Origin of the sequence: Victivallis lenta, assembly GCF_009695545.1 — a bacterium.
GTDB classification, from domain to species: Bacteria; Verrucomicrobiota; Lentisphaeria; order Victivallales; family Victivallaceae; genus Victivallis; species Victivallis lenta.
Window position 1 is genome coordinate 1 of sequence record NZ_VUNS01000015.1, and the last position, 23,160, is coordinate 23,160.

Below are 23,160 nucleotides of genomic sequence, written 5' to 3' on the forward strand. Positions count from 1 at the left end.
CAACTTTGGACCAGAAGCCGTCCGATACTTCCCATGCTTTTGTCGTTGCCATACTCGCCTCCATTATCTGATAGGATAATATGGCATATTATTTTTAATTTTCAACTCCTATTTAGGGATAAGCTCTAAGTCGCTGGAAATTGAACAGAATCCGCATCGGGAAGCGAGTCTATTACGAAGAAAGCCTCATCGAAAAAATCTTAACGGAGGGCAAATAAATGGAAAACGCAGCGACTATGGAGACCTTGCTCAGAGAGCTTGGTTATGTTCTACAAGGATTAGTAGATTCAGGATACAACGAACAATTTGAGCGCATAATCTATAATGCAAGTTCTGACTTTCACATCAACTTCCCTGAGAACAAGGAATATTTCGCCATCTTCTGTGAAGATGGAGTGTTGAAATATTTTGCATTCAATACAGCAGAGGAAGCAGAAAGGCGCATCAATTCATTCACCAACAAACTCGGTGATTCGACCCAATACCGTATTGTACCACGCAGTGTTGCTGAAATGGTCGGTCGAGAACATGAATTTTACCAATATCAAGAAGTAATGGCTGATTCCGATGCAGAAGCGGCAGAATACGCTTGCAAGCAACAAGAGATCATCGATTTTATTTTCTCGAAGCCATAAAGCCATCCCGGGGCGATTCTGGGCGTGATCAACAGCTCTTATGATTATTTTATCGTCAGAATCGCAATCGCTCCCAGAATGCCCCAAATTTGATATTTTGTATATTATTATCTATTAATGAATTATATCAAAAATAAGACTTGATTTTTTGAAAAATAATATTATCTGTAGACGCATAAACCAAGGAGGTCTTTTGTGAAATACAAGGTTGTTGTCCAAACCAGAACCACAGTATTCGAAGTCGTTATTGAAGCTGATCACATGGCTCGTGCCAGACAAATTGCGGAACTGCAGTATCCCGGTGCAACGATAGGGGGGGGCTATCCCGCATAAAATTTGATTCTTTGAGGCGTATTCCGATACCTTCTCTCAAACTGAGCTTGGCTATCAGAAAAATTACGAGCATGTCATATTGTCACTTGAAAAATCATTATTCTGCAGTAAATTAGAACGTAATTTACGTAGAAAGGTTTTTCAACAGAAAATAGAAAATAATAATAGACAATAGATCAAAGGCATCCTCTCCTGAACTAGCCCTTCGGATTTTTCTGATGCCACACAAGCTACCGTTGGTCGGTGTGTCAATACCCTTGTGGATATTGGCGCATTCCGATTGGCATGTGCTTGTGTGACGCTGGGCTAGGCGTAGGAGAGGACATTCATCGTGAATGCGCCTCTTTTTTATTGTCCAACCAAGGAGTTGACAAAATGTCATTTCATTTCAGATGTCCGCATTGCAACGCCAAATTGGAAGCTGAGGATGATTGGAACGGTATGGAAGCCGCATGTCCTAAATGTAGTCAAACCATCACTATTGTTCCGGAGACAACACCGGAAAAGCCGAAAATTCAATTAACGCCAATCACCTCTCCGACCTTGACGGAGGCTCAACATCCAGTATCAACACAGTCACATCCACCAAAGAATCCTTCTGCTTCCAATAAATTCCCTTTTATTTGCCCTTCCTGCGGGACTTTAACTGATTTGGATTCCTCATTGCAGAATCAGGAATACGAATGCCCGGCTTGTTGCGAAAAGTCCATTGCCGTTCCTGCGACAGAAAAGCCATGTCCACATTGTGGAGAAATGATCAAATTTCAGGCAAAAATTTGCCGTTTCTGTAAAGGATCTGTGGAACCCAACAAATCCTTCTCCCCATCTTCAGTTCAGAGAAATTCAAGCCTTCCACAGTTGATGCCAGCCACTTCCAATACCATTGTGATAAAAGAGCTTGACACCCTGTTCTTCTGGTGGTGGCTCTCCTTGGCTTTGGCAATCCCAACATTTGGTATAGGTGGAATCGCCAGTGCTGTATTCTTCTGCATGTTGTTATATAAATATTGGAATTTGGTTCAAACGGAACCAAGTTCCATGACTCCGGGCAAGGCTGTCGGTTTCCTGTTCATTCCGGTTTTCGGCTTATATTGGATGTTTGTAAGCATTTGGGGATTGGGCAAAGCATTCAATGCTCTTACTGACTTGGGGAAGCAGAAACTTGAAACGATGCCTTTGATTGCCTGCATTTGTGGAGCTACAGCTCCCATTGCATGGGGACTTATGATTATCGGAGCCAATACGATATTCATTATTGGAGTATTCTTTACTTTAGTCTACTTGGGAGCTATAATTGGAGGTTTGGTATTTTATATTATTACCATGATTAACTTTCAAAATGCCGCAAGAACTATCATTCAACGCCAATAGAATGGATCTCAATCATGTTTATTTTTACATGCCCACATTGTCAAACTCGGTTTCAGGCTGAAAATGAATGGAGCGGACAAAGTTCTTCATGTCCGCATTGTCAACAGGAAATCATAATTACCAGGAAGAATTTATTGGGTGAAAAGAAAAAAATCATACTGGGAATTGGTATTCCTGTTATGATTCTTCTGCTGATCATGTGTAGCAGCGGTATATATTTTGTATGGGAAGATAATAATATTATGGAGTCCTATGCTCGTCGTTTTCGAGCTTCTGAAGACCCAAAATTATCATCGGTAGTTGACTCCCCAGCATTATATAAATTACCAATCTCCTATATCAGCTCCTTTTTCGTTGGTGGTTTCCGATTTTTTAATCATGACTATAACGGATTGGAAATCAAAAATGAAGAGTTAGATCGATTACAGAAGAAATTCTATTATCTGCATTCCGATACAATGCAACATTACACCCCCAAAGGCTATTTTGAAGTTTTGAGAATGGATGAAACTTTACGTCGTCTACGGGGACGGTAAGAAAATATGAGAAGGCATTATTCATTACCGGAGCTGGAACGATATCGGAATCGGATAATGCCTCACCTATCCCGATTTCGTTGTTGGTTCCATCTGCTTTTCTGTAAACGTTGTCGATTACGATTGCGCCGCTTGAGGGAAGAAGATGAACTTGTTGCTGAATTACGAGCTGCCCTCAAGGCAATGGCTGTTCCTGATAATCCAGCAGAATATCAGCGATTACGCAAACTAATTGATGGAAAGGGAATTGAGAAATAATGAGGAAAACTTTTGTCGGGATAGCATTACTTCTGTGCGCTGGTTGTGTTCAAGTTCTACAATGGGATACAGCTGAACGACAAACCGTAGAAGCTGAGCATGAAAATGCAATAACACAAATTGAGCTGACCGGAGCCGCAGGAGAACTGGCGACAATTGCGGAAGAACAGGCGGCTACCGCTCTCGACTATAAGCTCTCCACACTCTCCCAAGCCGAACGTATCAAACTTCTCATAGACCAAGCCGAATGGCAACGGTGGGTAGATCGTCGCAATGCCGAATTCATGGGCGATGGTTCTATTGCTCCAATGCTCCGGTATGGACGAGAAGAATCCCGTTTGAAGAATCGTTTTTTAGAATTGACCGTTCCAGAGGAAGTGCGTCAAGCATTTATCGCCATGCGGAATGCACCTGTTCGCTTTCAGAATCAAACAATTTCTTTGAATCACGGTGAATTGGATTTCGTAATTCCCGAGAACAAGCGGAATGAATTCACATTGGAATTTGAAACCATTGCTCAGCTTAACATTCCTTTCTGCCGTGAGATAAAAAACGGGAAAGACACGTTCTTGATCGGCGTGATCGAACCAACCAACTTCGGGGTGGTATCATCGTTTGGCGAAGGCACAGAATCCAATTTGTGTATCTGGAAAAATGGGGCGAATATTGCCAATTACCTCGTTGGCAGAAAAATCACAGTTCAAAATATTTCTATCTCCCAAGGGATGGTAGAAGTGTCTTTTCTTGACCAAGGCGGTAAACTCCATCAGAAGAAATTCGACTGTCAAACCACCAATGACGACCCGATTCTGATCAATCATTGGACAACGGAGCGGATCAATTGATCTCGTATATTATTTTCGATAATGATTTTTCTTCAAGTTCTTATATTATAATCGATAATAATATAAAAATCGTTGTGAGCTCAGAAAGAAATAGAAGCGGAGTCGGTAATGGGTCAAAGTGTCTTTTCCCGGCAACCTGTAGATCTTTTAATTAGTGGCATCTGGAGATAAAAGTTGAAGAAAGACACTTTTCTGGGGGATGGATTCGTTTTATTTTTTCAAATCCTCAAAACGGATTCAAGCGGAGAGAAGTCGATGAACACGAGTTTTTGATACCCCGGTAATTCTTGAAATTTCTGATAAAGAATGTCCACTCCGTCGAAGTTCTCTGATCTGTTCGGTGTCGGCGATCACATCCGTAGGACGACCGAGAATTTTCCCCTTGGCTTTCACCCTTGCCAACCCAGCCTTAGTACGTTCGCTGATTCTGATCCGTTCTTGTTTTGCTAGACATGCCATCAGCGAAATGATCGCATCGGCGAAAATTCCCAAAGAAGAAATATACTCCTCCGTGTAGGAATGCCACTTTGTATGGTAATTATCAAGTTTTGTCAAATATTCAAGAGTTTTCCGGCTACCCTCACGGCTGAACCGATCCAACGACCAAAATAACAGAACATCGAATTTCCGTTGTCGTGCCATGGTAAAAACTTTTTTGAGCCCTTGGCGTTCTTCTGCGGATTTTCCCCCACTGGCGACATCTTGGATTTCTTCAATGATATTCCAACTTTGCCGATCCGCATATTCCCTCAACTGCCGAAGCTGATTATCGGTGGTCTGCTCTTCCGTTGAAACTCGACTGTATATAACACAACGCATTTTTTCCTCCATTTCCTGTCGTTCCAAAACGTTCTCGAAAATCAATGCTTTTTCACCCTCAAAACGAATCCATTTTTTCAATGGTTCAAAACGTTCGTTTTGGAACACTCCAGTTAAAAAAACGGATTTCTGAAATTATCACCTCCTCTGTCAGAAATCCGGTTTGTCTGTTTGCTGTTCTCATACAAGGCTCTGGTAGGCTCTGGAAGAACAAAAAAGCATTGATATGGATTTTCTCAGTTTCAGAGTCGGAACATCAAATTGGTAGAGTTTGCGTTTCGGAAGTTCCACAATTTTCCAATCCGGCATATTGCCTGTTGCGTGAACCAGCATTGCAGGATCACTGGAGTAGCAGTAGCACCGGAATTTTTTATGAAAAAGGAAATGAAGCGGCATGTTACCGATTCCGATATAGAGCGAAGCTGGATCATACTTGTTCTGCATAATAAAGCTCATGGTTCCGATGAACTCCCGAAGCCCTCCGGTAAAACTTTCCATGTTCAACAGCTTGTTATTCCCCAAGGACACATCAGCCATTCTGAATATCGCTTCCGAATCGACCTGCCCCGATCTTTTCCAGTTATACCGGAAAAACAGTTCCTTGTGATTCAGGATTGTTCCGTTGTGAGTTCCGACAAAAAAATCGGCTTCAATCGGATGATTATTGAAACTGACCGTCGGAGTCCCCACCGTCCTCCAGCGGGTATGTCCAACAAAGACAGAGATAGAATTATCAAATGAACTCATCAACTCCCGAAACCTCGCCGACTTCACAAAAAAATTGGCGGGAACGGCGTCTTTCAGAATTTGCCCCGAACCATCTTTATTCCCCATATAAATACCTGTGGCATCACGTCCACGAGCCTCATTTAACAAAAGCAGGTTTGTAAATATGCTGGAAAGAGTTTCCAGCTCTTTCCGTGTCCTGCGCTTTTGCCCCAAGATCAAACCACACTGACCGCACATATTACGCAACCTTTGGTTCGGGAGTATGCTTATGACTGGCGCTCCCCGGCATGTTTTCAAGTAAAAAATGCCTCATGGTTTTATATTCATCGCCAATGGCTCCGATTCTCAAGAGGTGAACTCTCAAATCATACTTTGCCGATTCCATGGAGAGGCAACGCTTCTTTGAGGCAGCGAATTTCACTTCTCTTGCACGGTTGACAAGCAGAAGACAATATTGGATATAGGATTTCACCTTTCCGGCATGCAATGTCGATTCAAACCATCTGAACTCAACAGTTCCCCTATACAGCAATGAATGAAAATTTACTCCATGATACCGGCTCGAATGATAGTGCGTATGCCTCATTTCATCAAGGTTATTCTCCCCATACCACAGTTGACAAAGTTCAGTCAGTGATTGCGGACGATGTTTGTTGATATCGGCAATAAAATTCTCCTCTGTCGGCTTTGTGTAGCTATTTAAGCGTGATTGCGAAATTTGGAGCGCATGCAGAATCAGCGGTTCTTGCTTGTAAACAATTTTTGCAAGGTTTCCCAATTGCCGCCCATTGAGGCTGGAGGCATCGACATGGACATGAATACCACAGCTCGAATTGACTTTGCCGCCAGCTTTTCTGATTGCTCGAATCACATTTTGCAGAACTGAAATGTCGTCAGGATAGTTCAAAATCGGAGAAACGACCTCCGCATTCCCACGACCAATCGAAGCATCGGAAACTGCATTCCATTTACGACCGTCAAGAGCTATGCAGTGCCATTTATCATAGCTGCCGCCCTCATGTCCAATCTCGCCGCCAACCACTCTCCAAATGGCTGAAACGGTGTCTTTTCTTGAAATTCCAATGGTTTCAATTTCCACCCCAAACCGCATTCCAGAGAGTTCTGCAATTTTGTCCATTTTTACCTCTTGTTTTTGTGCAAGTCGTTTATTTTCTAATACTTAAGATAGATCCAAAACAAGAAAAATCAAGTCTAAAAGCAGATAATTTTATTAGTATTATTTCTATTTTTATTGATAATAATATACAAAAAACGATCCAGTTTTAGGAGTTAAAAAAGACAGAAAATGGATCAGATCGAAAGAATTGGAAAACGAAGAAATGAAAGGATTTCAGAATGGAATAATGGAGCCGTTTTGATGCATCTTCGGAGGGCGGAAAGAATCCGGTATTCCGCAGAAAATGAATCAAGAATGTGTCGCCTTGATGGATAATTTCCGGTCGGGTCAACCGGTCCCTTGAGTCGGTCAAAAAATTTTTTCAGAAAATTTCGAATGGCGATTTTGTAGAAATGTATTTTCACGCAGTTGAGCAATGACAAAAAGTTCCAAAAGGCGAAAAACAGGTGAATGGATAATGTGTTTTTGTTCAGAAGAGGAAACTATAAGAACAAGAACTTCTCTGGCATAGCTCTATAGCGTGGCTGATAAAACTTGAAATGCCGCAAAGAGCGGTTAATTTATTGTTAGGCTATCGTTAGTTTATCCAATGGGAAGAACGGTATTTCTCCTTAAGTGCGATTTCATCAAAAAAAGAGACTTGAGCTGAATAAGTCGGAAAAAAGACAAAAAACTGGCTCCGGCAGCTGGATTCGAACCAGCGACCAAGTGGTTAACAGCCACCTACTCTACCGCTGAGCTATGCCGGAGCGTTTCAATGTTTCTTAACATAGTACGATTTGAGGAAAAAGGCAAATTGAAAATCGAAAAAATTTGGACTTTTTTCCTCAAAAACGCGATTTTTCAGGCTTCCGGCAACAGTAGCTGCGGAGGAAACCACGGCTCTGCACATCCGATTCGATGATGAATCCTGCACGGGTCAGAAGTCCGGTCATAATCCAGCCGGTCGTACTGAACTCCTGCGAAATGTGGCGCGAAAGGTTCGGACGCGCTTCAAATTCCGACTCAATGATGCGCTGAAAGTACTCTTCCGGACTCCCGTTCCCCCAGTCGAACACCACGTCAAGCAGATAAAAAAAACCGCCCGCCTTCAACGAAGAAAAGATTTTCTCCAACGCCACCATCTTCCAGACATCCGGCAGGTGGTGCAGCGCCATCCCGGTCACCACAGCATCATAAGCCTGCGGCGGATAATCGAAACTCAGAAAACCGGCATGGTAAAAATCAATATTTTCCAGCTTTTCCTCACGCGCTTTCGATGAAGCATAGTCGATCATCATCGTCGAGACGTCAAGCGCCGTCACATGCGCACAGACCTTCGCCGCCGCACGGGCAAATGCACCCGTCCCCATGCCGATTTCAAGCACCGCGCTTTCCTTCTTCAGCCTGATCGCATCGAGAATCATCCGATTCTCCGCATCGACATCGCGCATCTTGCGCATCCGGGCATCGTATGCGGCAACCTCGTCGATCGAACCGTAATCGGTCCCGATCTGCTGAAATTCATTACGCCGCCAATTGAAATGTTCTTTCATCAACTCCCTCCGTATTCCGGCCGCGAACCCGATTCGCGGGATTCATCCGTCTGCAATAACATATCATGATTCAGCCCGGTTTCAACCCCGCTGACGAAAATTGCGCCTTTCCTGCTTCCGTGCTTTCCGGAGAAAGTTTCAATTTCCAAGATTGCATTGTCGGAAAAATCAATGTATATTCTTTCCCATCAGAGGAGAGCGTATTGAACACAGGAGAGGAGCTTCAATATGATATTCGGGATTTTATCGGGGTTCGCCGCCGCCACGTTCCAATCCGGCGGGTACATTCTGGCACGCATCTACATCAAAAAACGCAACGATCCGCTGGAGCTGATGGTCATTGCGCAGCTGCTGATCGCCCTGTTCAGCATTCCGCTTCTTCTGCTGCTCTGGCGCAACGGCTTCTGGGGAAACTGGCACTGGGTCGTGCCGATGTGTCTGACCGCGATCGGCACGACCGGGGGAGAACTCATGTTCTTCCGCGCCGAACGCAGCATCGCGCCGTCGCGGCTGTCATCCCTGCTCGGACTGCGCGTCGCGCTGCTCGCCATCGTCTCGGCCTCCATCGGACTCGAACACTACAATCTGCTCCAGTGCGGCGGGATCGTGCTGGCCGCCGCATCGGCGTTCGTCATGAACTACCAGAACGGCCGGCTCAATTTCAAGGGAATGCCGAACGTCTTCGCCGCCCTCGCCTTCTACTGCCTGTCGGACCTGTCGATCAAGTACATGATCGACGGCATCACCGCTCCGTCGCTCTGGCACTCCGCCCTGATCGCGGTCTGCTGCATCAATCTCCTGATCGGGACCGTGCTGCTGCCGTTCCTGTTCGTACTGAAAATCCGTGCGCGGAATTTCCTGCCGGCGACACCGTATGCGGCAACCTGGCTCGTCAAGCAGCTGTTTCTGTATCTCTGCTATGCGATGGTCGGCCCGGTGTTCGGCAACGTCGTCATGGCAAGCCGCGGCCCGATCGCAATCGTGCTGACGCTGATCCTGCTCCACCTCGGCGTCCGGGATATCGAACAGCCGAAGGCGCTTTCGGTATGGGTTCGCCGCGGCGTCGCCACGCTGATGATGGCCGCCGCGATCGTCCTCTACTCGGTCGCCTGACGCAACCGGCGCGTCAGCGGCCCGCCGCTTTCACGTGCGCCCGGAGACGGGTGTAGATGTCGTTGAACAGCGCGGCACGGTCAATCTTCCGCGCGATCAGCATCCGGCAGGCGGTTTCGGGAAAACTCCAGGAGCTGTCGTCCTCAAGCCGTTCGCGCGGAATGATCTCCCATTCGGTCGACTGCGGGCTGGTCAGGTACGAAACCGCCGAAATGTCCCAGATCACCTTGTCCACGGATTTGTGCTCCTCGACGTAATCGCGGAAGATCGTGCAGAGATACCGCCCCGGCTCGCCGCAGTCGGCCAGCTCGCGCTCAAGTTCTTCGGGCTGCATCGTCAGCGCGCTGGCCACGTGATCGCATGGAACCCGCACGAACGGCGCCGCCGAATCGATCACGACCTGCGCGGCCGGAACATCCTCATACAGGTTGAATTCACGGTTGTGAGCCTGCTTATGATCGTGGCCGCCGAGCCAGACAACGACAATATCGCCCGCGATGTCCGGCGCGATCAGGAGCGCCGATGCGAGGTTCGTGATCGCGCCGATCGCAACGACGAACAGTTTTTCGCCGCGTCCCCGGGCCCGCTTCGCCTCGGCGATGATGAAATCGACCGCCTCGGAACGAACCGGCGTCATCCGGTCAGGCAGAAACGCCGTTGCACCGCGATAAGCGGGAACCCGGCCGCCGAAGCCCATGAGGTCGATGATCCGGACAATTTCCCGGTAACTCTTCTCCATCCCGTCGGCGGCGGAGGTCGAACGGCTGTTCAGAAACGGAGCCGCCGTCACACCGCGCAGGTTGATGCACTCCGGCGTCAGCAGCGCGTAGACGAGCGCGAACTGATCGTCGATCTCGTTATAGGTGTCGGTATCCAGAATCACCGGCACGGGACAGGCGCCGGCCGGCACGGTATAGCTCTTTTCATTGAAATTCATGACGTTCCTCCCTGGATTTTGTGTCTGCTCCATAGTATAAGCGTCAATCTCTCCGGCGCCAAGCCTTGCAAATGGCAATCTTCAATGTTATTATAGCACAAAACAACTTTTTCCGGAGGATTTCAATGAAAGCGGAACTTCTTTACAGCGGCCGGTATTCCGGCAGCCGGAACACGGCGCTGCACCGGCACGACGGCGCGGAGCTGGTTCTGGTCACCGGCGGACGGTGCGGCAACGTCGTGCCGGGCGGTTCCCTGTCGGCCGATCCCGGCGGCGTCTTCGTCATTCCGCCGGGGCTGCCGCACCGGCAGATCGATTTCGGGGAGGTCGGCACGGTCTATCTCGTATTCGAACCGGCGGATACGGCGTTCGACCTCTCCTTCCGGGTCATCGATGCGTCGCGCGACGCCTTCGTCCCGGTCTGGATCGGGCAGATCGATGCGCTCTACCGGCAGAAAGCGCCGGAGGAGTGCGGCGCGCTCCTCTCGCTGCTGCTCGGACACCTGCACCGGCTCGAAACAGCCGTGAACGCACTGCCGATGCTGCCGGAATCAATTGCAGCGGCGATAGAATACCTTTCCGGCCACTTCGCCGAACCGTTCTCCGTTGCCGGAATCGCCGAACGCAGCTCTTTAAGCCCCAGTTATTTCAATGCTCTGTTCCGCCGTCACACCGGGCAGAGCCCGGCCGGATACGTCCGGAAGCTCCGGCTCGCCTATGCGCGCCGGCTCCTGCTCGGCAGCCGTCTTTCCATCACCGAGGTCGGAGAACAGTGCGGCTACCCGAACCCGAACTACTTCGTCCGCCTCTTCCGGGAACACCACGGCTGCACGCCCGGCGCTTACCGGGCCGGAGAGGGCGCCCGGGCCGACAATCTGGACTGATTCCGCACGAGACAAAAAACCGCGCGGGGCTGCGGACCTCGCGCGGTTTCCGTTTCCGGGTTCAGCTTCAGCGGTAGAGCGGCCCGAGAGCCGCGCAGGCGCGGTAGTCGGCGCCCTCCTTATCCATGCCGAACGCATTCCAGACCGCCGGACGGAAGATCTTATCCTCCGGAACGTTGTGCATGCAGACCGGAATCCGCAGCATCGACGCGAGCGTGATCAGGTCCGCACCGATATGGCCGTAGTTGAAAGCGCCGTGGTTCGCGCCCCAGTTGGCCATGACGCTGTAAACATCCTTGAACGCCCCCTCCCCGGTCAGGTTCGGGACGAACCAGGTAGTCGGCCAGCCCGGATCGGTACGGTCGTCGATGATCTTGTGGATATTCTCCGGCAGCTCGTAGGTGTAGCCTTCCGCAATCTGCAGCACCGGGCCGAGCCCCTTCACGCGGTTGATGCGCGAAAGCGTGATCGGCATGCCGCCCTTCGTCAGGAAGCGGCTCGAAAAACCGCCGCCGCGGAAGTAGCCGAGGTTCGCCGGAACCCACGAGGTCGCGTCGAGACACGCCTGCGCCTCGGTTTCGGAGATCTCCCAGAACGGCTTCATGGCCGGCTTGCCGTCCAGCGATTCGCAGCCGGTCGCATCCATCGTGGTGGCGCCGGAGTTGATCAGGTGGATCAGGCCCGGCACGTCGAGATCGTAGCCGGTCGCCTGCTTCACGGCCTCTTTGCTCCAATAGGTGCGCACATCGCTGAAACCCGAAGCGCTGTTGGAGAGCAGATGCCCGAAAAGCATCGCCGTCCCGTTCAGCGCGTCGTTCTCGGTCGCCAGAACGAACGCTTCGCGGATGCCGTTCCAGTCGAAGGAGGAGTTCAGCACCGTCTCCATGAAGTCGCCGTTCGGCATATGGTCGGTCCACTGCCGCTGGCCCTGGAAACCGCCGGCGATCGCATTGTGCCCTTCCGCCTCCTCGCGGAAGCCCTTCTCGGCCAGCTCCGGGTTGCCGGCCATGAGGTCGCGCCCGATCATGGTCATCTTGACCACATACTCCCAGACCTTCTCCTGATCGGCCTGCGATTTGCCGTTCGCGCCGTTGTAGATGTCCTGATACTGTCTGCAGTTCTTCTTCGTCCACGCGAGGGCGCGCTCGAACTCCTCCTCGTCATAGATCTTCTCGTTGACGCGGCGGATGATTTCGCACATGTCGACCGACTCGCAGCGCATGTTCAGATAATCCTCGAAGAATTCGGGATCGACAATCGAACCGGCGATGCCCATCGCCACGCTGCCCATCGACAGGTACGATTTGCCGCGCATCATGCCGACCGCGACCGCGGCGCGCGCAAACCCGAGAATTTTCCCGCGGACGTCGTCCGGAATCGTCGTATCCGTCGCCGCCTGAACGTCGCGCCCGTAGATGCCGAAAGCCGGCAGTCCTTTCTGCGCATGCGCCGCCAGCACCGCGGCCAGGTAGACCGCGCCGGGCCGCTCGGTACCGTTGAAGCCCCAGACCGCCTTCTGGGTCAGCGGGTCCATATCCATCGTTTCGGAGCCGTAGCACCAGCACGGCGTGACGGTCAGCGTCGCCGTGACGCCCTCGCGCGCAAACTTCGCTGCGCAGGCGGCAGCTTCGTTGACGCCGCCGATGGTCGTATCCGCAATCACGCATTCGACCGGTTTGCCGTTCGGGTACTTCAATGTACCGATCAGCTCCGCAGCGGCCTTCGCCATGTTCATCGTCTGGGTTTCGAGCGACTCCCGGATCCCCTTGCGGCGCCCGTCGATCGTCGGACGGATTCCAATCTTCGGCATCACTTCGACCATTTTTCACCTCACATGTTTGGTTGCAGGGACAAAAGTGTATACAGTTATAATAGACGCTCAAACCGCAAAATCAATCTGCAATTCAAAAAAAATGCGATTATTTGCGCCCTTCCGTTTCGCCGGCGGACAGGGCAGCCTCAGATCGTCCCCTGGTCGTTGAAATCGGCCGGGATGCGCAGCACTTCGCCCGGCGTTCCTTCGAGCACCATCCGTTCCAGCAGCAGTCCGGCCGCCCGGCCCAGTTCCCCGTACGGCCGGGTCACCGAGCTGTACCGCGCCCCGAAGAGAGGATCGAGGTTGCAGTAGTGTTCGAAATAGAACACCGATATATCCCTGCCCGGTTTCAATTCCCTCGCATTCAGCAGCGCGTCGAAATACGACAGCGGCAGGTTGCTCCCTTCAAGCACGAGCGTCGTAGCTGTGTCCAGCTCCGGCAGCAGCCGTTTTTCGAACTCCCGGAACAGAGACTTCGCCGCCAGTTCGTCGAACAGCACCGGCTCGAGCGCAAACGTTGAACCGGCCGCCGAACGCCGCGCCACATCGAGCGAACGCTCGACCGAATAACGGTCCACCCCGGCGAACAGCAGCCGCGTCTTTCCCTTCGCCGCCGCGACGGCCAGCGCCGACGCCAGGGCGGACTGTTCATCGATGTAGACGCCGGGATGATTCCGCCCGAGGAAATCCCGCGAACAGGCGTCCTCCGCCGAAAACAGCAGCAGGCAGCGAACCTGCCGTTCGCGGAAGGAGTCGATCACCTCGAACGCCTCCTCCCCCGATGCGAAAATCTGCCCGTTGATCAGAAAGCCGTCGACACCGGCGCCGTCGAGCAGATGGGCCAGATACTCCCGGCGGGCGGCGCCCGAAAGCGCCGGCATCAGCACGAGGCTCGTTTCGGCCGCGTTGACCGCCTGCACGACGCCCTGCTGGATCGCCGGATCGTCGCTGCGCAGCGTCGGCGCGGCGGGCAGGATGCAGAGCCGCCGCAACACCGGCGCACTCTTCTCCGGAGCGGAGGGCGGAGGCGTCACATAGACCCCCTTCCCTCGGCCGCGCTCGCGCCTCAGCAGCCCTTCGTTGGCCAGCAGCGCGACCGCCAGCCGGATCGTCATGGCGCTGACCTCGAAGAGCTCGCACAGCTGCGGATAACTCGGCAGCTTGTCGCCGGGGCGGTAGATGCCGCGCCGGATTCTCTCCCGCAGAATCCCGGCGATGCGCTGGTATTTGATCACATTCGATTCCATGCAGCCAATGTAACACGAAAACCGCTTTTCTGCAAGCTTTCTTTCGGAGAGGAGTACGGATTTCATGAAAAACTCCGGCGGCGGTTGACAAGACGGATTCGGTATGTTATTTTAGGGAATCATGCCTTATCCATATTTCTGAACAGGAGACACGATCATGAACGACGGAAAAGAAACGGGCGATATCCAGATTGTCACCGGCGGCAGTACCGTGTACGACACTTTCGTGACCGGTACCCTGATCATCGAGGACGGCGGAAGGGCATACCGCTCCGACGTCGCCGGCGGCGGCAAGCTGATCATCGAATCCGGCGGCGTCGCGGCAGGCTTCACCGTCGCGGACAGCGACTCCGTCAGCTACGATTTCCACGCCGAAGTCGACGGCCGGGGGGAAAACAATGTGCATATCGTTTCCGCGCCGGAGAGCGCGTTCAACTATGAGATCACCGTCCGGCAGGATGTTCTCGACGGCTGCATCGCCTTTCAATGCAAGGTGGCGGACGGCGCCGTGCAGGAGATCGCCGACGGCGGCGAAGCCAGCTATACGCTCGTCCGCGAAGGCGGGCTTCAGCTTGTTCGCGGCGGCGCCCGCGCCAACGTCACCACGGTCGAGGGACAACTTGAGCTTGAATCCGGCGCCGTGTCGAACTATGCGGTCGTGAAACGCGCGGGCGAGATGGTCGCGCGTTCCGGCTCCATCGTCAACAACGTCACCGTGAATGCGGGCGGTCTGCTGAAACTCGAGGACGGCGCAGTACTCGGCGGCATCACCTGGGCAGGCGGGCGCATCGAGGCGGCCGCCGACGTGAATGCCCATACGCTGGTGCTCGGACTCGTGACGTCCGGCGAGGAGAACGACACGATCTCCCCGGATGACATCCCGCTCCCGCTGCTGAACGACCTCACATTCTTCCGCAATACCGACCTGCGCGTCGCGGTCGCCTTCGATGAGGATGCAGAAGACCGGCAGCCGGAAGGGGAATACAAACTCGCGGGCAACGCGGCAGGCTTCACCGGCTCGATCACAGTCACTTCGGGCAACTATCCCGATGTTTTCACCACACTCTCCGTCGGGGATTCCTATTCGAATACCGGGCTCACGCTCACGCTCTCGGTCAACGCGGCCGACGAACTGATCCTGACCGTCGGAAGCTGCACGGAGGACACTGCGCCGCCGGACCCGGTGCGCGCCGTCTCAAGCATGGTTTACGACAGCAGCTCCGTCATGATCCGCTGGGAGGACGGCACCGACGACATCGGCGTGACCCGCTACGAACTGCGCTACGTCCGCGAAGGCGCCTCGAAGGAGAAAACCGTGAAATCCGCGGAACCGCACTGCCTGCTCGACAATCTCGCTCCGGGCAGCTACAGCTATCAGGTCCGCGCCATCGACGCGACCGGGAAAACCGGCGAGTGGAGCGAAGAGAGGAAATTCCTCGTTGCTCCCGACAGCGACGACGACGCGCCGGAGGGCCCCGTGCTCTCCACCCCCCTCTGGGGGCACGATTATCTCCCCGAACTCTACACGTCCCCGCAGCCGGTGCAGCCGAACGACGTCAGCGGCAGTTACTTCGCCGACGCGGAGAAACTCAACGAGCTTCAGGATCAGCTTTACTGCTGGGCCGGAACGACCGCGAATCTGCTGACCTGGAGCGGCTGGGCGGCAAATTCGCCGCTTGCATTCGCCGACGAAGACGAAACGCTCGAATACTTCATCGATTACTGGAAGAACGAGGGCGGCCAGGACCGGGATGCCTTCTCCTGGTTCGTGAACGGCACCGGCGACAGCGGAGACATCATCGTTCCGGCCGAAGGAGGAAATCTGTTCCCGACGCTCGACGCCGGGGAGTACCAGTTCACGGTCACGGCGGACGAAGCGGAGGGCGACTTCGCAGTCCTGCTGCTCTCGAGTTTCAACGCCGGTTACGGGGTCGGGCTGTCAATCTATTCGGATGCGGGAATGGCCCATGCAATCACCGGCTGGGGCTACGAAGTCGTCGGAAACGACATCTACCTCTACTACTCCGACTCCGACAGCGACTATTGGGACGGCAGCTTCGACCGGCGCGAGGCCCCGAACCGCCTCTCGAAAACGAAATTCACCTTCAACAGGAAAGACGGCCGCTTCTATCTTGAGGACTACCAGGTTTCGGATGCCTATCTCGGCGAATTCACGGCAATCAGGCAGTTCGACAAGATTTTCCTCGGCGAAAACGAGACGTTCGACGACGCCCGGCAGCTCGAGTTCTCCGACGGACAAACCGTGCGGGCCGGAAACATCGACGGCAGGGAGGATGACGATTATTACGTTTTCTCGACGCAGTTCACGGGGGAGATCGACATCCGGGTCGCGATGAACTGCCCGGCGGAGTTCCTCTCCGGCATCACCGTCTCCCTGTTCGATGCGGCGAAAAACCTGATCTGGCAGGCGGCGGAGGCCGCGCTCGAGCAGGTTTACAGCTTTATCGCGGCGGCGAATTTGAATTATTACCTGAAAGTGGAAGGCGATGCATTCACCGCCGACAATACCGCCCTGCCGCTTGAACTCAACACCTACCGCGTCGAAGTGACGGAAAACGCCGAAGGGGAGCTTCACCGGCAGGCCGGCACATCGGATGCGGACGACACCTGGCAGCAGGTCGCCGGCAGCGCATCATTCTCGACGGAGATTCCGGGCGGCCGGCCCGAAGTACCGGCCGGAAATCTCTTCTCGATCCCGCTCAGTTCCGCGGGCGGCGAAGAGACGGTCGAAACCTCCAACTGGGTCGGCAAAGCGGACCGGATCGACCTGCGCGAGCTCAGGCTCGAACAGGCCGGCAGTTATGATTTCGCCGTTTCCGGGGTCTCTGAGAAGTTGAAACTGACCGTCTACCGTCTCAAGAACGGAAAGCTCAAAAAGGTCAAGAGCGTCTCCGTCACGGCGAAGACGAAGGAGGAGAAGCGCGGTCTCTTCGGACTCAACCTCGAGGCCGGAGAGTGCTATGTCGCAGTCGAATCCTCCTCCAGAAACGGAACCTTCTACGACGTTTCATTCGAAGGCGAAGTGTTCGTGAACGCCGAACGCGGCGACGACACCTGGGCGCTGGCGGCGGGGGACCCGGATTATACGGTTTCGACCGTAAAGTACGACAGCGCCTTCATGATCCTCAATCCGTACTCGCTTTTCAACACCAACTGGGTCGGCTTCGGCGACACGGCGGACTACCGCGCGCTCGAACTCCTGGATTCCGGCAGCTACAACTTCACTGTCTCGCAGCTGGCGGGAAAAGCAACCGGAAAATTCACACTCTGGAAGCTGCGCGACGATGGAAAACTCAAGAAGATGTTCACCGTCAACGCCGGCTCGAAAAAACCGGCCGTCAAAAGCAATGTCCTGCTCGAAAGCGGCAGCTATGTCATCGCCTTCGAGTCGAAGAACTGGAAGTCCGGACACAATACGGACTACACCGTCATGCTCGACGGAACGGCCTTCGGGCAGGCGAACCGGCGCGAGGACAACGACTGGCAGCACGCGACCGCCGTAACCGAAGGCGAAGCCGTGCGCGAGGAATGGGTCGGTTTCAGCGATCTCAAGGATTATTTCCGCTTCGAGGTCGCCGCCGATTCGGAGTGTTCGCTCCTGCTCTCCGGCGCGACCGGCAAAGATGCGAAGATCACCCTCTACCGCCGGAAAACCGACAAAAACGGGAACGAGAAAAATCCGGTCCGGATCGCCTCGCAGCGGACCGCCGACGGCCTCGCCGGAATCGATGAATTCCTGAGCGCCGGCATCTACTACTTTTCGGTCGAAGCACAGGGCGGCGCGAAAAAGAGCGGAACGAACTACGACATCGACCTGACGCTGAACCGGAGGGAACAAACAGGCATGCTCGCCTGATCCTCAGAGCGCCGCAAATCCGGCATGTCCGGAGAAGCGGCCGGAAATCCGGCCGGACCTGCAGCCTTGCAGGCCCGGCCGAAGAGCCGCCCGACCGGACTCGCGGCTGTTTCGGACCGGGCCGCAGAGAATCCAGAAATCCCCCCTGCCTTTTCATAACTCATTATTTCGCGGCGACAAATTCTTCAATATGCCCCGCTGCAATCCAGTTCTCAAAAGCATGAATGCCTACGGCCGACCGGCTGCACACATCGTCGTAGACCGCAAACGTATCTCCTCATTCAGTTCCATCGTCCGTTCCGGCTTGAACATGGAAGAGGCATCCCTTTTCTTTCCGCCGTAACCGGAATATAAAATCGGCCTCGGCGGTTTATTCAACCGCCGAGGCCGCCGTCCGCAGACCGGATTATTTCTTCGTGAGCTTCTTATCCCACTCTTCCAGCTTCTTGGCCGCGAACTCCCGGCCGCCGAGACCGAAAGCGAGCGCCGCCGCAACGCAGATCGCGCCGAGCAGCAGCGCGAACGCGATTTCAACGATCCGGCCGTTCAGGTTCAGGGTCGAAAGCGCGATCGCGCCGGTGAAGATCAGCACCGCCACCCGGACCGCCGTAGCGAGAAATTCGGAGCTCTCCCCCTTCCCCTTCAGCGCATTCGCCGCAAGGTTCGCAAGGAAAATGCCGACCATCATGACCACGATGCCGACGATGATGTTCCCGCCGAAAACCAGGAAGGCCGCGAGCAGTGCCGCAAGCTCCGTAAAGCCGAGCAGTTCACAACCCGACATCGCCGCGAACAGCATGATCGCCGCAAACGTCAGCTTGCCGACCACGGCGGACGGTTTGACCGCCTTGTCGCTCTTCGGCGCGAAACCGAGTGCCGCAACCAGCCGGTCGAAGCCGAAGCCCTCGAACAGCTGCGCGACGATCCCGGCCGCCACGCCGCCGACGATGAAGGCGGCCAGAATCAGCACACCCGCGCCGATCACATTGCCGGTCGCATTCAGGATCATGTCGAAAAAGCGGGAGACCGAATTGGTCAGCGCCTCGATCTGCAGCGCGTTCAGCGCCGAAATCACAACCGGAATCGCCACCAGCACATAGGCGACCAGCCCGGCCAGATACGAGATGCCCTTCTCGCCGAAGATGTTCCTGCCGCCGGTCTTTCTGCCGAGCTCGTCGAGCCGGGAGAGGAAAAGCAGCCCGGCGACCGCCTTGCGGATGATTCCGGCGATGAACAGCCCGACCACGAGAATCGCAGCCGCAGCAATCAGGTTCGGCACGAAGTCGAGCAGTTTGTTGAGCATGTTCTCAAGCGGCGTCGTGATTCCGCTGATGTTGAGCGCACGCAAAATGGCCGGGACGAAGAAGAGAAACACGACCCAGTAGATCACGCTGCCGGCGAGCTCGCTGTACGTCTTTGCGGGCTTCTTCTGCGGCGCGGCGGCTTCCGCCTCGGCTTCCGCGGGCTTCGCCGCCTTGAATTTCTCATCGATTCTGAGCGCCGTCATGGCGGAGACCGAGAGATATTCGAGCACGGTGGCCGCAATCCAGGCGATGAAAACCAGCAGCCCGGCCGCGATCAGGTTCGCCCCGTAGCCGACGATGCGGTTTACGAATTCACGAACCGGCGCGGCCGCATCCGAAAGATTCAGCGACGTCAGGCAGGCCAGCACGGTCAGCAGTAAAATGGTGTAGAAAACGATCCGGGTCACGACCTTTTCGATCTTCAGCGCGGAGGCGGACGCCTTCCCGCCCGGAAAGCTCTGCTCCAGGCGCCGGTCGAGCCCGAAGCGCTGCAGCGCCTTCCCGGCCAGATTCGCCAGCAGCCATGCGACCAGCCAGCCGACGATCAGGACCAGAAGCGCCCAGACCAGCCGCAGGATATTGATGTCCACCAGCATCTGCCAGATATTCTGCCAGAACTCTGCAAACGATTGAGGGTTACCGTCCATACCACACTCCTTTTGTTTGAATTACTGGAAACGCATGCGGAATTTCTCTGTTTCTCTCTTTTTTACCGTAGCACAGGGAAGGTGTTTTTCAAGTGAATGCGTTAAGAAAACATCCCGAAAATAACAAAAAAGTGCCGAAAAAAACTCTACAATTCGGCAGGCAGAATTCCCGGTCCGGAAGCATCGAGCCGCCCGGAGGCGAGCGCATTTTTCAATTCGAGGATCAGTGCCTCGCGCCCGGCCGGGAAACGCGCTTCAAGCGGCAGCGGATTCGAATTGTGGTTCGCCCGGAACACCGTCCTTTCGAGCGACAGCCCTTCGACCATCGCCAGCAGTTCGGCCGCCGTCTCCCGTTCCGACAGCAGCTCGAATTCCGGATACGGACTCCCGAGCACCGGTACAAACCGCAACGCCGAAAGCAGCCGCGGCTGCATGGCGTTCAACGCCTCCGCCGTCCGTGCCGCATGTTCCGCGCCGTACCGCCGCCCGCCGAGTCCGAGCAGGACCATGACCGAGGCGCGGAGTCCGCACAACTGCACCCGGCGGACCGATTCGACCATCTCCGCTACCCGTTCGGTCTTGCCGACCCGGTCAAGCAGCTGCTGCATGCCGGTTTCGAGCCCGACATAAAGGGTGTGGAGCTTCAGGCCCCGCAGCGCTTCGAGCTCGGACTCCCGGTAACGTGCGATCGAGCTGCCGTTCGCATAACTGCTTACGCGCGAGAGAAACGGGAACGCCGCCCCGAGCTCCGCAAGAATCCGGTGAACACGGTCGAACCCGATCGCCATGACATCGCCGTCGGCCAGAAAAATCCGGCGGACGCGGGGATACGCCACCCCGGCCCGGCGAATTTCAGCCGCCAGTTCCTCTTCCGTCCGCAGGCGATACGGCACGCCCTTGTACATGCCGCAGAAGCGGCAGCCGTTGTGCGGGCAGCCATATGCAACCTGAAAGATCAGGCTCCCCGCCTCGGCGGGCGGACGGAACAGCGGCTCCACATAGTGCGGCGTCATTTGAAGCCGCGCGCCTTCCGGAGTTCGTCATAAGCGCGGTTGATCCGCTGCATCTCGTTCTTGGCGAACTCGATGAATTCGGGCGGAAGTCCTTTGGCCTGAATCTTGTCGGGGTGGAAATCCGCACACTTTTTCCGCCATGCGCTCTTGAGCTCCTGATCCGTTGCCGAAGCGGTGCAGCCGAGCACCTCGTAATAGGCGGTCAGGCTGCCGCCGGAAGCGGCGGCGCCGCTCCTGCCGAAAAACGCCTCGGTGTAGCCGGTGAAGCCGAAGCGGGTTTCGGCATAGCGCAGCATCTCCTTCTCCGCCGCATCGAGATTCCCGTCGGCCATCGCCAGCTCGCAGAGAACGCCGAGAAACTGCTGGAGCAAAGAACGATCCGCCGCGGCCTCGGCCATGCGGTCCACGTAGTAGCGGTAAGAGACCGAATTGCTCCGCGCCGACTCGAAAATCCTGCGGACCGCATCCCGCTCGGTCGGCGCGAAATGCGTATCGATGAAGCGGCGGATATACTCGTCTTCTTCGGGGCTGACGACGCCGTCCGCCTTCGCGAACTTCGCCAGACACGAGAACATCGACACGACGAAGACCGCCTGCTTCCGGTCACTATCGCTGACCGCGGCACCGGCAGCCGTTTCCTTCGTCACCAGGTGACCGATCACCGCGCCGAGCACAGCGCCGGCCGGTCCTCCGAACATGCCGCCGATCGCGCCGCCGGTCAAAGCCCCCATCCAGCTCATATCGTCAAATTCCTTTCCTTCGAACATTTGCAATGCCGGTAATATAAATGCGCGGAACCGATTATGCAACCGCCGGAAGAATGAAACCGGCATTCCGAAGTCCGGAATTTCAGAACGAAATCTCAAATTCAGACCGATTTGCAGAAAGAAAGAAGAAAAACAGCCTGTTTTCACATTGCCGAAGCCCTGTTTTCTGCTATAATTAAATTCAGAAACCGACTTCACGAACCGAGAATCAACAGAGAAATCATATCAATGACGCCATTTTATCTGAATATCCTTCTTCTTCCGCTCAACCATGCCCGGAATTTTTGAAAGTTCCAATTCTCTTCTATCTGTCTTTTATGTAAATGTCCGCACAGTATTTCATGAATGAAAATTTGTTTTTTTATAAAAATATCCATGTAATAATTTTGCAATGCAATGGTATTATTTTCTTCAAAATAGAACTCATAGGAAAATGCATCATTATACGGATAGTCGCCCCCCCCATATATCCCAAGCCTGCACTCTCCCATGCAGAACGACTTCCCCTTCAGGATTCCATATAGAGAATCTATCAGGCCAGTCCAATGCAGCGTCCTCCATAGGATTTTCATCAATTTTCCTTTGATGAAACGATAACGTCCGGAAAATTGCGCACATTTTCCGGATGTCATCCGCTATCTAGGCGAGCAAATGGAGTTCCGCCTTTTCTTTGACGATCTGCGCAATCCGTTCCCGGGTCAACAGCTTGTCCAGCTCGTTTCCACAGGCACGAACCACCCAGGAGTAGACCTCTCCGGCTTTCTCCTGATCACCGTGAAACAACGACGGCATGGCACGCACGCGATCCAATCCAGAGATGACTTGAGAGGCTATCTCGTCCAGATAAGCGTTCAAACCATCTGAACCTGTCCCGCATTGATGATAAAGATTCATCGCATGGATCCGCACCGTCAGCGACCGGGGATAATCCGAACACATCAAATTCCACGGATCACCGCAGACGGACTGATCTCCGGCATTCCGGAAATCAGTCCGCAACAGGACGCATGGAATATCCAGCATTTTGGCGATCATGAACTCCACCACGGTTCCGGAATCGAGATCCGTCCCGTCAAAATTGAAAAGAGCCAGGTGGCAGCTCATGACCAGTTCCAGATCGCCGTTCCGGATACTGGTGTTGCGAAGCTGATTTCCTTCGGCATTCTGCGGCAGAACCGTCCGGTAAAAGCCTCGGGAGACTTTCCGGATGGCGTCGCTCAGCAGCAGATTGCCGGAAAGATGTTTAAAGTCGAAAAGGTCCCCCGCATGATAAATATTCATTTAATCCTCACTGAAATCAGAAGATTCCAATTTCAACACGACACTGTTTTCCTTAACCGCTCTTACCGTATTGTC

The 23,160-nt window shown here is 54.1% G+C and carries 19 protein-coding genes and 1 tRNA gene; 7 read left to right on the forward strand and 13 right to left on the reverse strand.

The window, feature by feature from the left end; genetic code table 11:
* Positions 1-218 precede the first annotated feature (218 nt).
* The 4 genes from FYJ85_RS13470 (at position 219) to FYJ85_RS13485 (ending at position 3,978) form a co-directional block, all read left to right on the forward strand.
* Positions 219-635: a hypothetical protein gene (locus tag FYJ85_RS13470; protein ID WP_154419179.1), complete on the forward strand. Its 417-nt coding sequence runs from the start codon at positions 219-221 to the stop codon at positions 633-635.
* Positions 636-1,343: 708 nt separating this feature from the next.
* Entirely contained in the window at positions 1,344-2,339 is a 996-nt protein-coding gene (locus tag FYJ85_RS13475; RefSeq protein WP_154419181.1) for a hypothetical protein, read from the forward strand.
* 134 nt (positions 2,340-2,473) lie between these two features.
* Positions 2,474-2,875 carry a hypothetical protein gene (locus FYJ85_RS13480; RefSeq protein WP_154419183.1) on the forward strand — a complete coding sequence of 134 codons (402 nt, stop codon included), beginning with the start codon at positions 2,474-2,476 and terminating at the stop codon, positions 2,873-2,875.
* Between the two features lie 257 nt (positions 2,876-3,132).
* Positions 3,133-3,978: a lysozyme inhibitor LprI family protein gene (locus FYJ85_RS13485; RefSeq protein ID WP_154419185.1), complete on the forward strand. Its 846-nt coding sequence runs from the start codon at positions 3,133-3,135 to the stop codon at positions 3,976-3,978.
* Between the two features lie 237 nt (positions 3,979-4,215).
* Here the strand turns inward: FYJ85_RS13485 and FYJ85_RS13490 are convergent, their stop codons facing one another.
* The 5 genes from FYJ85_RS13490 to FYJ85_RS13510 all read right to left on the reverse strand — a co-directional run bounded on the left by FYJ85_RS13490 (position 4,216) and on the right by FYJ85_RS13510 (position 8,199).
* On the reverse strand, positions 4,216-4,878 hold the full coding sequence (locus tag FYJ85_RS13490) for a recombinase family protein (protein WP_154419187.1): 663 nt from the start codon (positions 4,876-4,878) through the stop codon (positions 4,216-4,218).
* Positions 4,879-4,977: 99 nt separating this feature from the next.
* Entirely contained in the window at positions 4,978-5,763 is a 786-nt protein-coding gene (locus FYJ85_RS13495; RefSeq protein WP_154419189.1) for a class II glutamine amidotransferase, read from the reverse strand.
* A gap of 1 nt (position 5,764) precedes the next feature.
* Positions 5,765-6,664 (reverse strand): amidoligase family protein, encoded by a 900-nt coding sequence (locus FYJ85_RS13500; protein ID WP_154419191.1) that lies wholly within the window; start codon positions 6,662-6,664, stop codon positions 5,765-5,767.
* 674 nt (positions 6,665-7,338) lie between these two features.
* Positions 7,339-7,413, reverse strand: a tRNA-Asn gene (locus tag FYJ85_RS13505).
* 78 nt (positions 7,414-7,491) lie between these two features.
* On the reverse strand, positions 7,492-8,199 hold the full coding sequence (locus FYJ85_RS13510) for a class I SAM-dependent methyltransferase (RefSeq protein ID WP_154419193.1): 708 nt from the start codon (positions 8,197-8,199) through the stop codon (positions 7,492-7,494).
* 228 nt (positions 8,200-8,427) lie between these two features.
* Between FYJ85_RS13510 and FYJ85_RS13515 the strand changes: the two genes are divergently transcribed.
* On the forward strand, positions 8,428-9,312 hold the full coding sequence (locus FYJ85_RS13515; RefSeq protein ID WP_106051806.1) for an EamA family transporter: 885 nt from the start codon (positions 8,428-8,430) through the stop codon (positions 9,310-9,312).
* A 13-nt stretch (positions 9,313-9,325) separates the two neighbouring features.
* Here the strand turns inward: FYJ85_RS13515 and FYJ85_RS13520 are convergent, their stop codons facing one another.
* Positions 9,326-10,249, reverse strand: coding sequence for a nucleoside hydrolase (locus FYJ85_RS13520; RefSeq protein ID WP_158703694.1), 924 nt, complete (start codon positions 10,247-10,249; stop codon positions 9,326-9,328).
* Between the two features lie 125 nt (positions 10,250-10,374).
* Here FYJ85_RS13520 and FYJ85_RS13525 point away from each other — a divergent pair, with 125 nt between their 5' ends.
* The gene (locus tag FYJ85_RS13525; RefSeq protein ID WP_158703695.1) at positions 10,375-11,133 is read left to right on the forward strand and encodes an AraC family transcriptional regulator; all 759 of its coding nucleotides are present in this window, start codon (positions 10,375-10,377) and stop codon (positions 11,131-11,133) included.
* 67 nt (positions 11,134-11,200) lie between these two features.
* Here the strand turns inward: FYJ85_RS13525 and FYJ85_RS13530 are convergent, their stop codons facing one another.
* The gene (locus FYJ85_RS13530) at positions 11,201-12,943 is read right to left on the reverse strand and encodes an L-fucose isomerase (RefSeq protein ID WP_420856490.1); all 1,743 of its coding nucleotides are present in this window, start codon (positions 12,941-12,943) and stop codon (positions 11,201-11,203) included.
* Between the two features lie 149 nt (positions 12,944-13,092).
* Entirely contained in the window at positions 13,093-14,262 is a 1,170-nt protein-coding gene (locus FYJ85_RS13535; RefSeq protein WP_106051814.1) for a GntR family transcriptional regulator, read from the reverse strand.
* A gap of 91 nt (positions 14,263-14,353) precedes the next feature.
* Between FYJ85_RS13535 and FYJ85_RS13540 the strand changes: the two genes are divergently transcribed.
* Positions 14,354-18,073, forward strand: coding sequence for a fibronectin type III domain-containing protein (locus FYJ85_RS13540; RefSeq protein ID WP_154419197.1), 3,720 nt, complete (start codon positions 14,354-14,356; stop codon positions 18,071-18,073).
* Between the two features lie 406 nt (positions 18,074-18,479).
* Here FYJ85_RS13540 and FYJ85_RS13545 read toward each other — a convergent pair whose 3' ends face one another.
* From FYJ85_RS13545 to FYJ85_RS13565, 5 genes are all read right to left on the reverse strand, one after another.
* Complete coding sequence (locus FYJ85_RS13545; protein ID WP_106051818.1) at positions 18,480-20,024, reverse strand: mechanosensitive ion channel; 1,545 nt, start codon at positions 20,022-20,024, stop codon at positions 18,480-18,482.
* A gap of 146 nt (positions 20,025-20,170) precedes the next feature.
* Positions 20,171-21,037, reverse strand: coding sequence for a radical SAM protein (locus FYJ85_RS13550; RefSeq protein WP_154419199.1), 867 nt, complete (start codon positions 21,035-21,037; stop codon positions 20,171-20,173).
* Complete coding sequence (locus FYJ85_RS13555; RefSeq protein ID WP_206213179.1) at positions 21,034-21,804, reverse strand: TerB family tellurite resistance protein; 771 nt, start codon at positions 21,802-21,804, stop codon at positions 21,034-21,036. The genes FYJ85_RS13550 and FYJ85_RS13555 overlap by 4 nt, the downstream gene beginning before the upstream one ends.
* 239 nt (positions 21,805-22,043) lie before the next feature.
* Complete coding sequence (locus tag FYJ85_RS13560; RefSeq protein ID WP_154419203.1) at positions 22,044-22,295, reverse strand: hypothetical protein; 252 nt, start codon at positions 22,293-22,295, stop codon at positions 22,044-22,046.
* Between the two features lie 148 nt (positions 22,296-22,443).
* Positions 22,444-23,085 carry a nucleoside 2-deoxyribosyltransferase gene (locus FYJ85_RS13565; protein WP_154419205.1) on the reverse strand — a complete coding sequence of 214 codons (642 nt, stop codon included), beginning with the start codon at positions 23,083-23,085 and terminating at the stop codon, positions 22,444-22,446.
* Positions 23,086-23,160: the final 75 nt, after the last annotated feature.

Excerpts from the sequence above, each read along its gene's own strand:
- FYJ85_RS13535 (WP_106051814.1), bottom strand. The coding sequence starts at position 14,262 with ATGAAATCCGTACTCCTCTCCGAAAGAAAGCTTGCAGAAAAGCGGTTT.
- FYJ85_RS13520 (WP_158703694.1), bottom strand. The coding sequence starts at position 10,249 with ATGAATTTCAATGAAAAGAGCTATACCGTGCCGGCCGGCGCCTGTCCC.
- FYJ85_RS13545 (WP_106051818.1), bottom strand. The coding sequence starts at position 20,024 with ATGGACGGTAACCCTCAATCGTTTGCAGAGTTCTGGCAGAATATCTGG.
- FYJ85_RS13495 (WP_154419189.1), bottom strand. The coding sequence starts at position 5,763 with ATGTGCGGTCAGTGTGGTTTGATCTTGGGGCAAAAGCGCAGGACACGG.
- FYJ85_RS13555 (WP_206213179.1), bottom strand. The coding sequence starts at position 21,804 with ATGTTCGAAGGAAAGGAATTTGACGATATGAGCTGGATGGGGGCTTTG.
- FYJ85_RS13515 (WP_106051806.1), top strand. The coding sequence starts at position 8,428 with ATGATATTCGGGATTTTATCGGGGTTCGCCGCCGCCACGTTCCAATCC.
- FYJ85_RS13470 (WP_154419179.1), top strand. The coding sequence starts at position 219 with ATGGAAAACGCAGCGACTATGGAGACCTTGCTCAGAGAGCTTGGTTAT.
- FYJ85_RS13560 (WP_154419203.1), bottom strand. The coding sequence starts at position 22,295 with ATGGGAGAGTGCAGGCTTGGGATATATGGGGGGGGCGACTATCCGTAT.
- FYJ85_RS13500 (WP_154419191.1), bottom strand. The coding sequence starts at position 6,664 with ATGGACAAAATTGCAGAACTCTCTGGAATGCGGTTTGGGGTGGAAATT.
- FYJ85_RS13525 (WP_158703695.1), top strand. The coding sequence starts at position 10,375 with ATGAAAGCGGAACTTCTTTACAGCGGCCGGTATTCCGGCAGCCGGAAC.
- FYJ85_RS13530 (WP_420856490.1), bottom strand. The coding sequence starts at position 12,943 with ATGCCGAAGATTGGAATCCGTCCGACGATCGACGGGCGCCGCAAGGGG.
- FYJ85_RS13565 (WP_154419205.1), bottom strand. The coding sequence starts at position 23,085 with ATGAATATTTATCATGCGGGGGACCTTTTCGACTTTAAACATCTTTCC.
- FYJ85_RS13475 (WP_154419181.1), top strand. The coding sequence starts at position 1,344 with ATGTCATTTCATTTCAGATGTCCGCATTGCAACGCCAAATTGGAAGCT.
- FYJ85_RS13540 (WP_154419197.1), top strand. The coding sequence starts at position 14,354 with ATGAACGACGGAAAAGAAACGGGCGATATCCAGATTGTCACCGGCGGC.
- FYJ85_RS13550 (WP_154419199.1), bottom strand. The coding sequence starts at position 21,037 with ATGACGCCGCACTATGTGGAGCCGCTGTTCCGTCCGCCCGCCGAGGCG.
- FYJ85_RS13510 (WP_154419193.1), bottom strand. The coding sequence starts at position 8,199 with ATGAAAGAACATTTCAATTGGCGGCGTAATGAATTTCAGCAGATCGGG.
- FYJ85_RS13485 (WP_154419185.1), top strand. The coding sequence starts at position 3,133 with ATGAGGAAAACTTTTGTCGGGATAGCATTACTTCTGTGCGCTGGTTGT.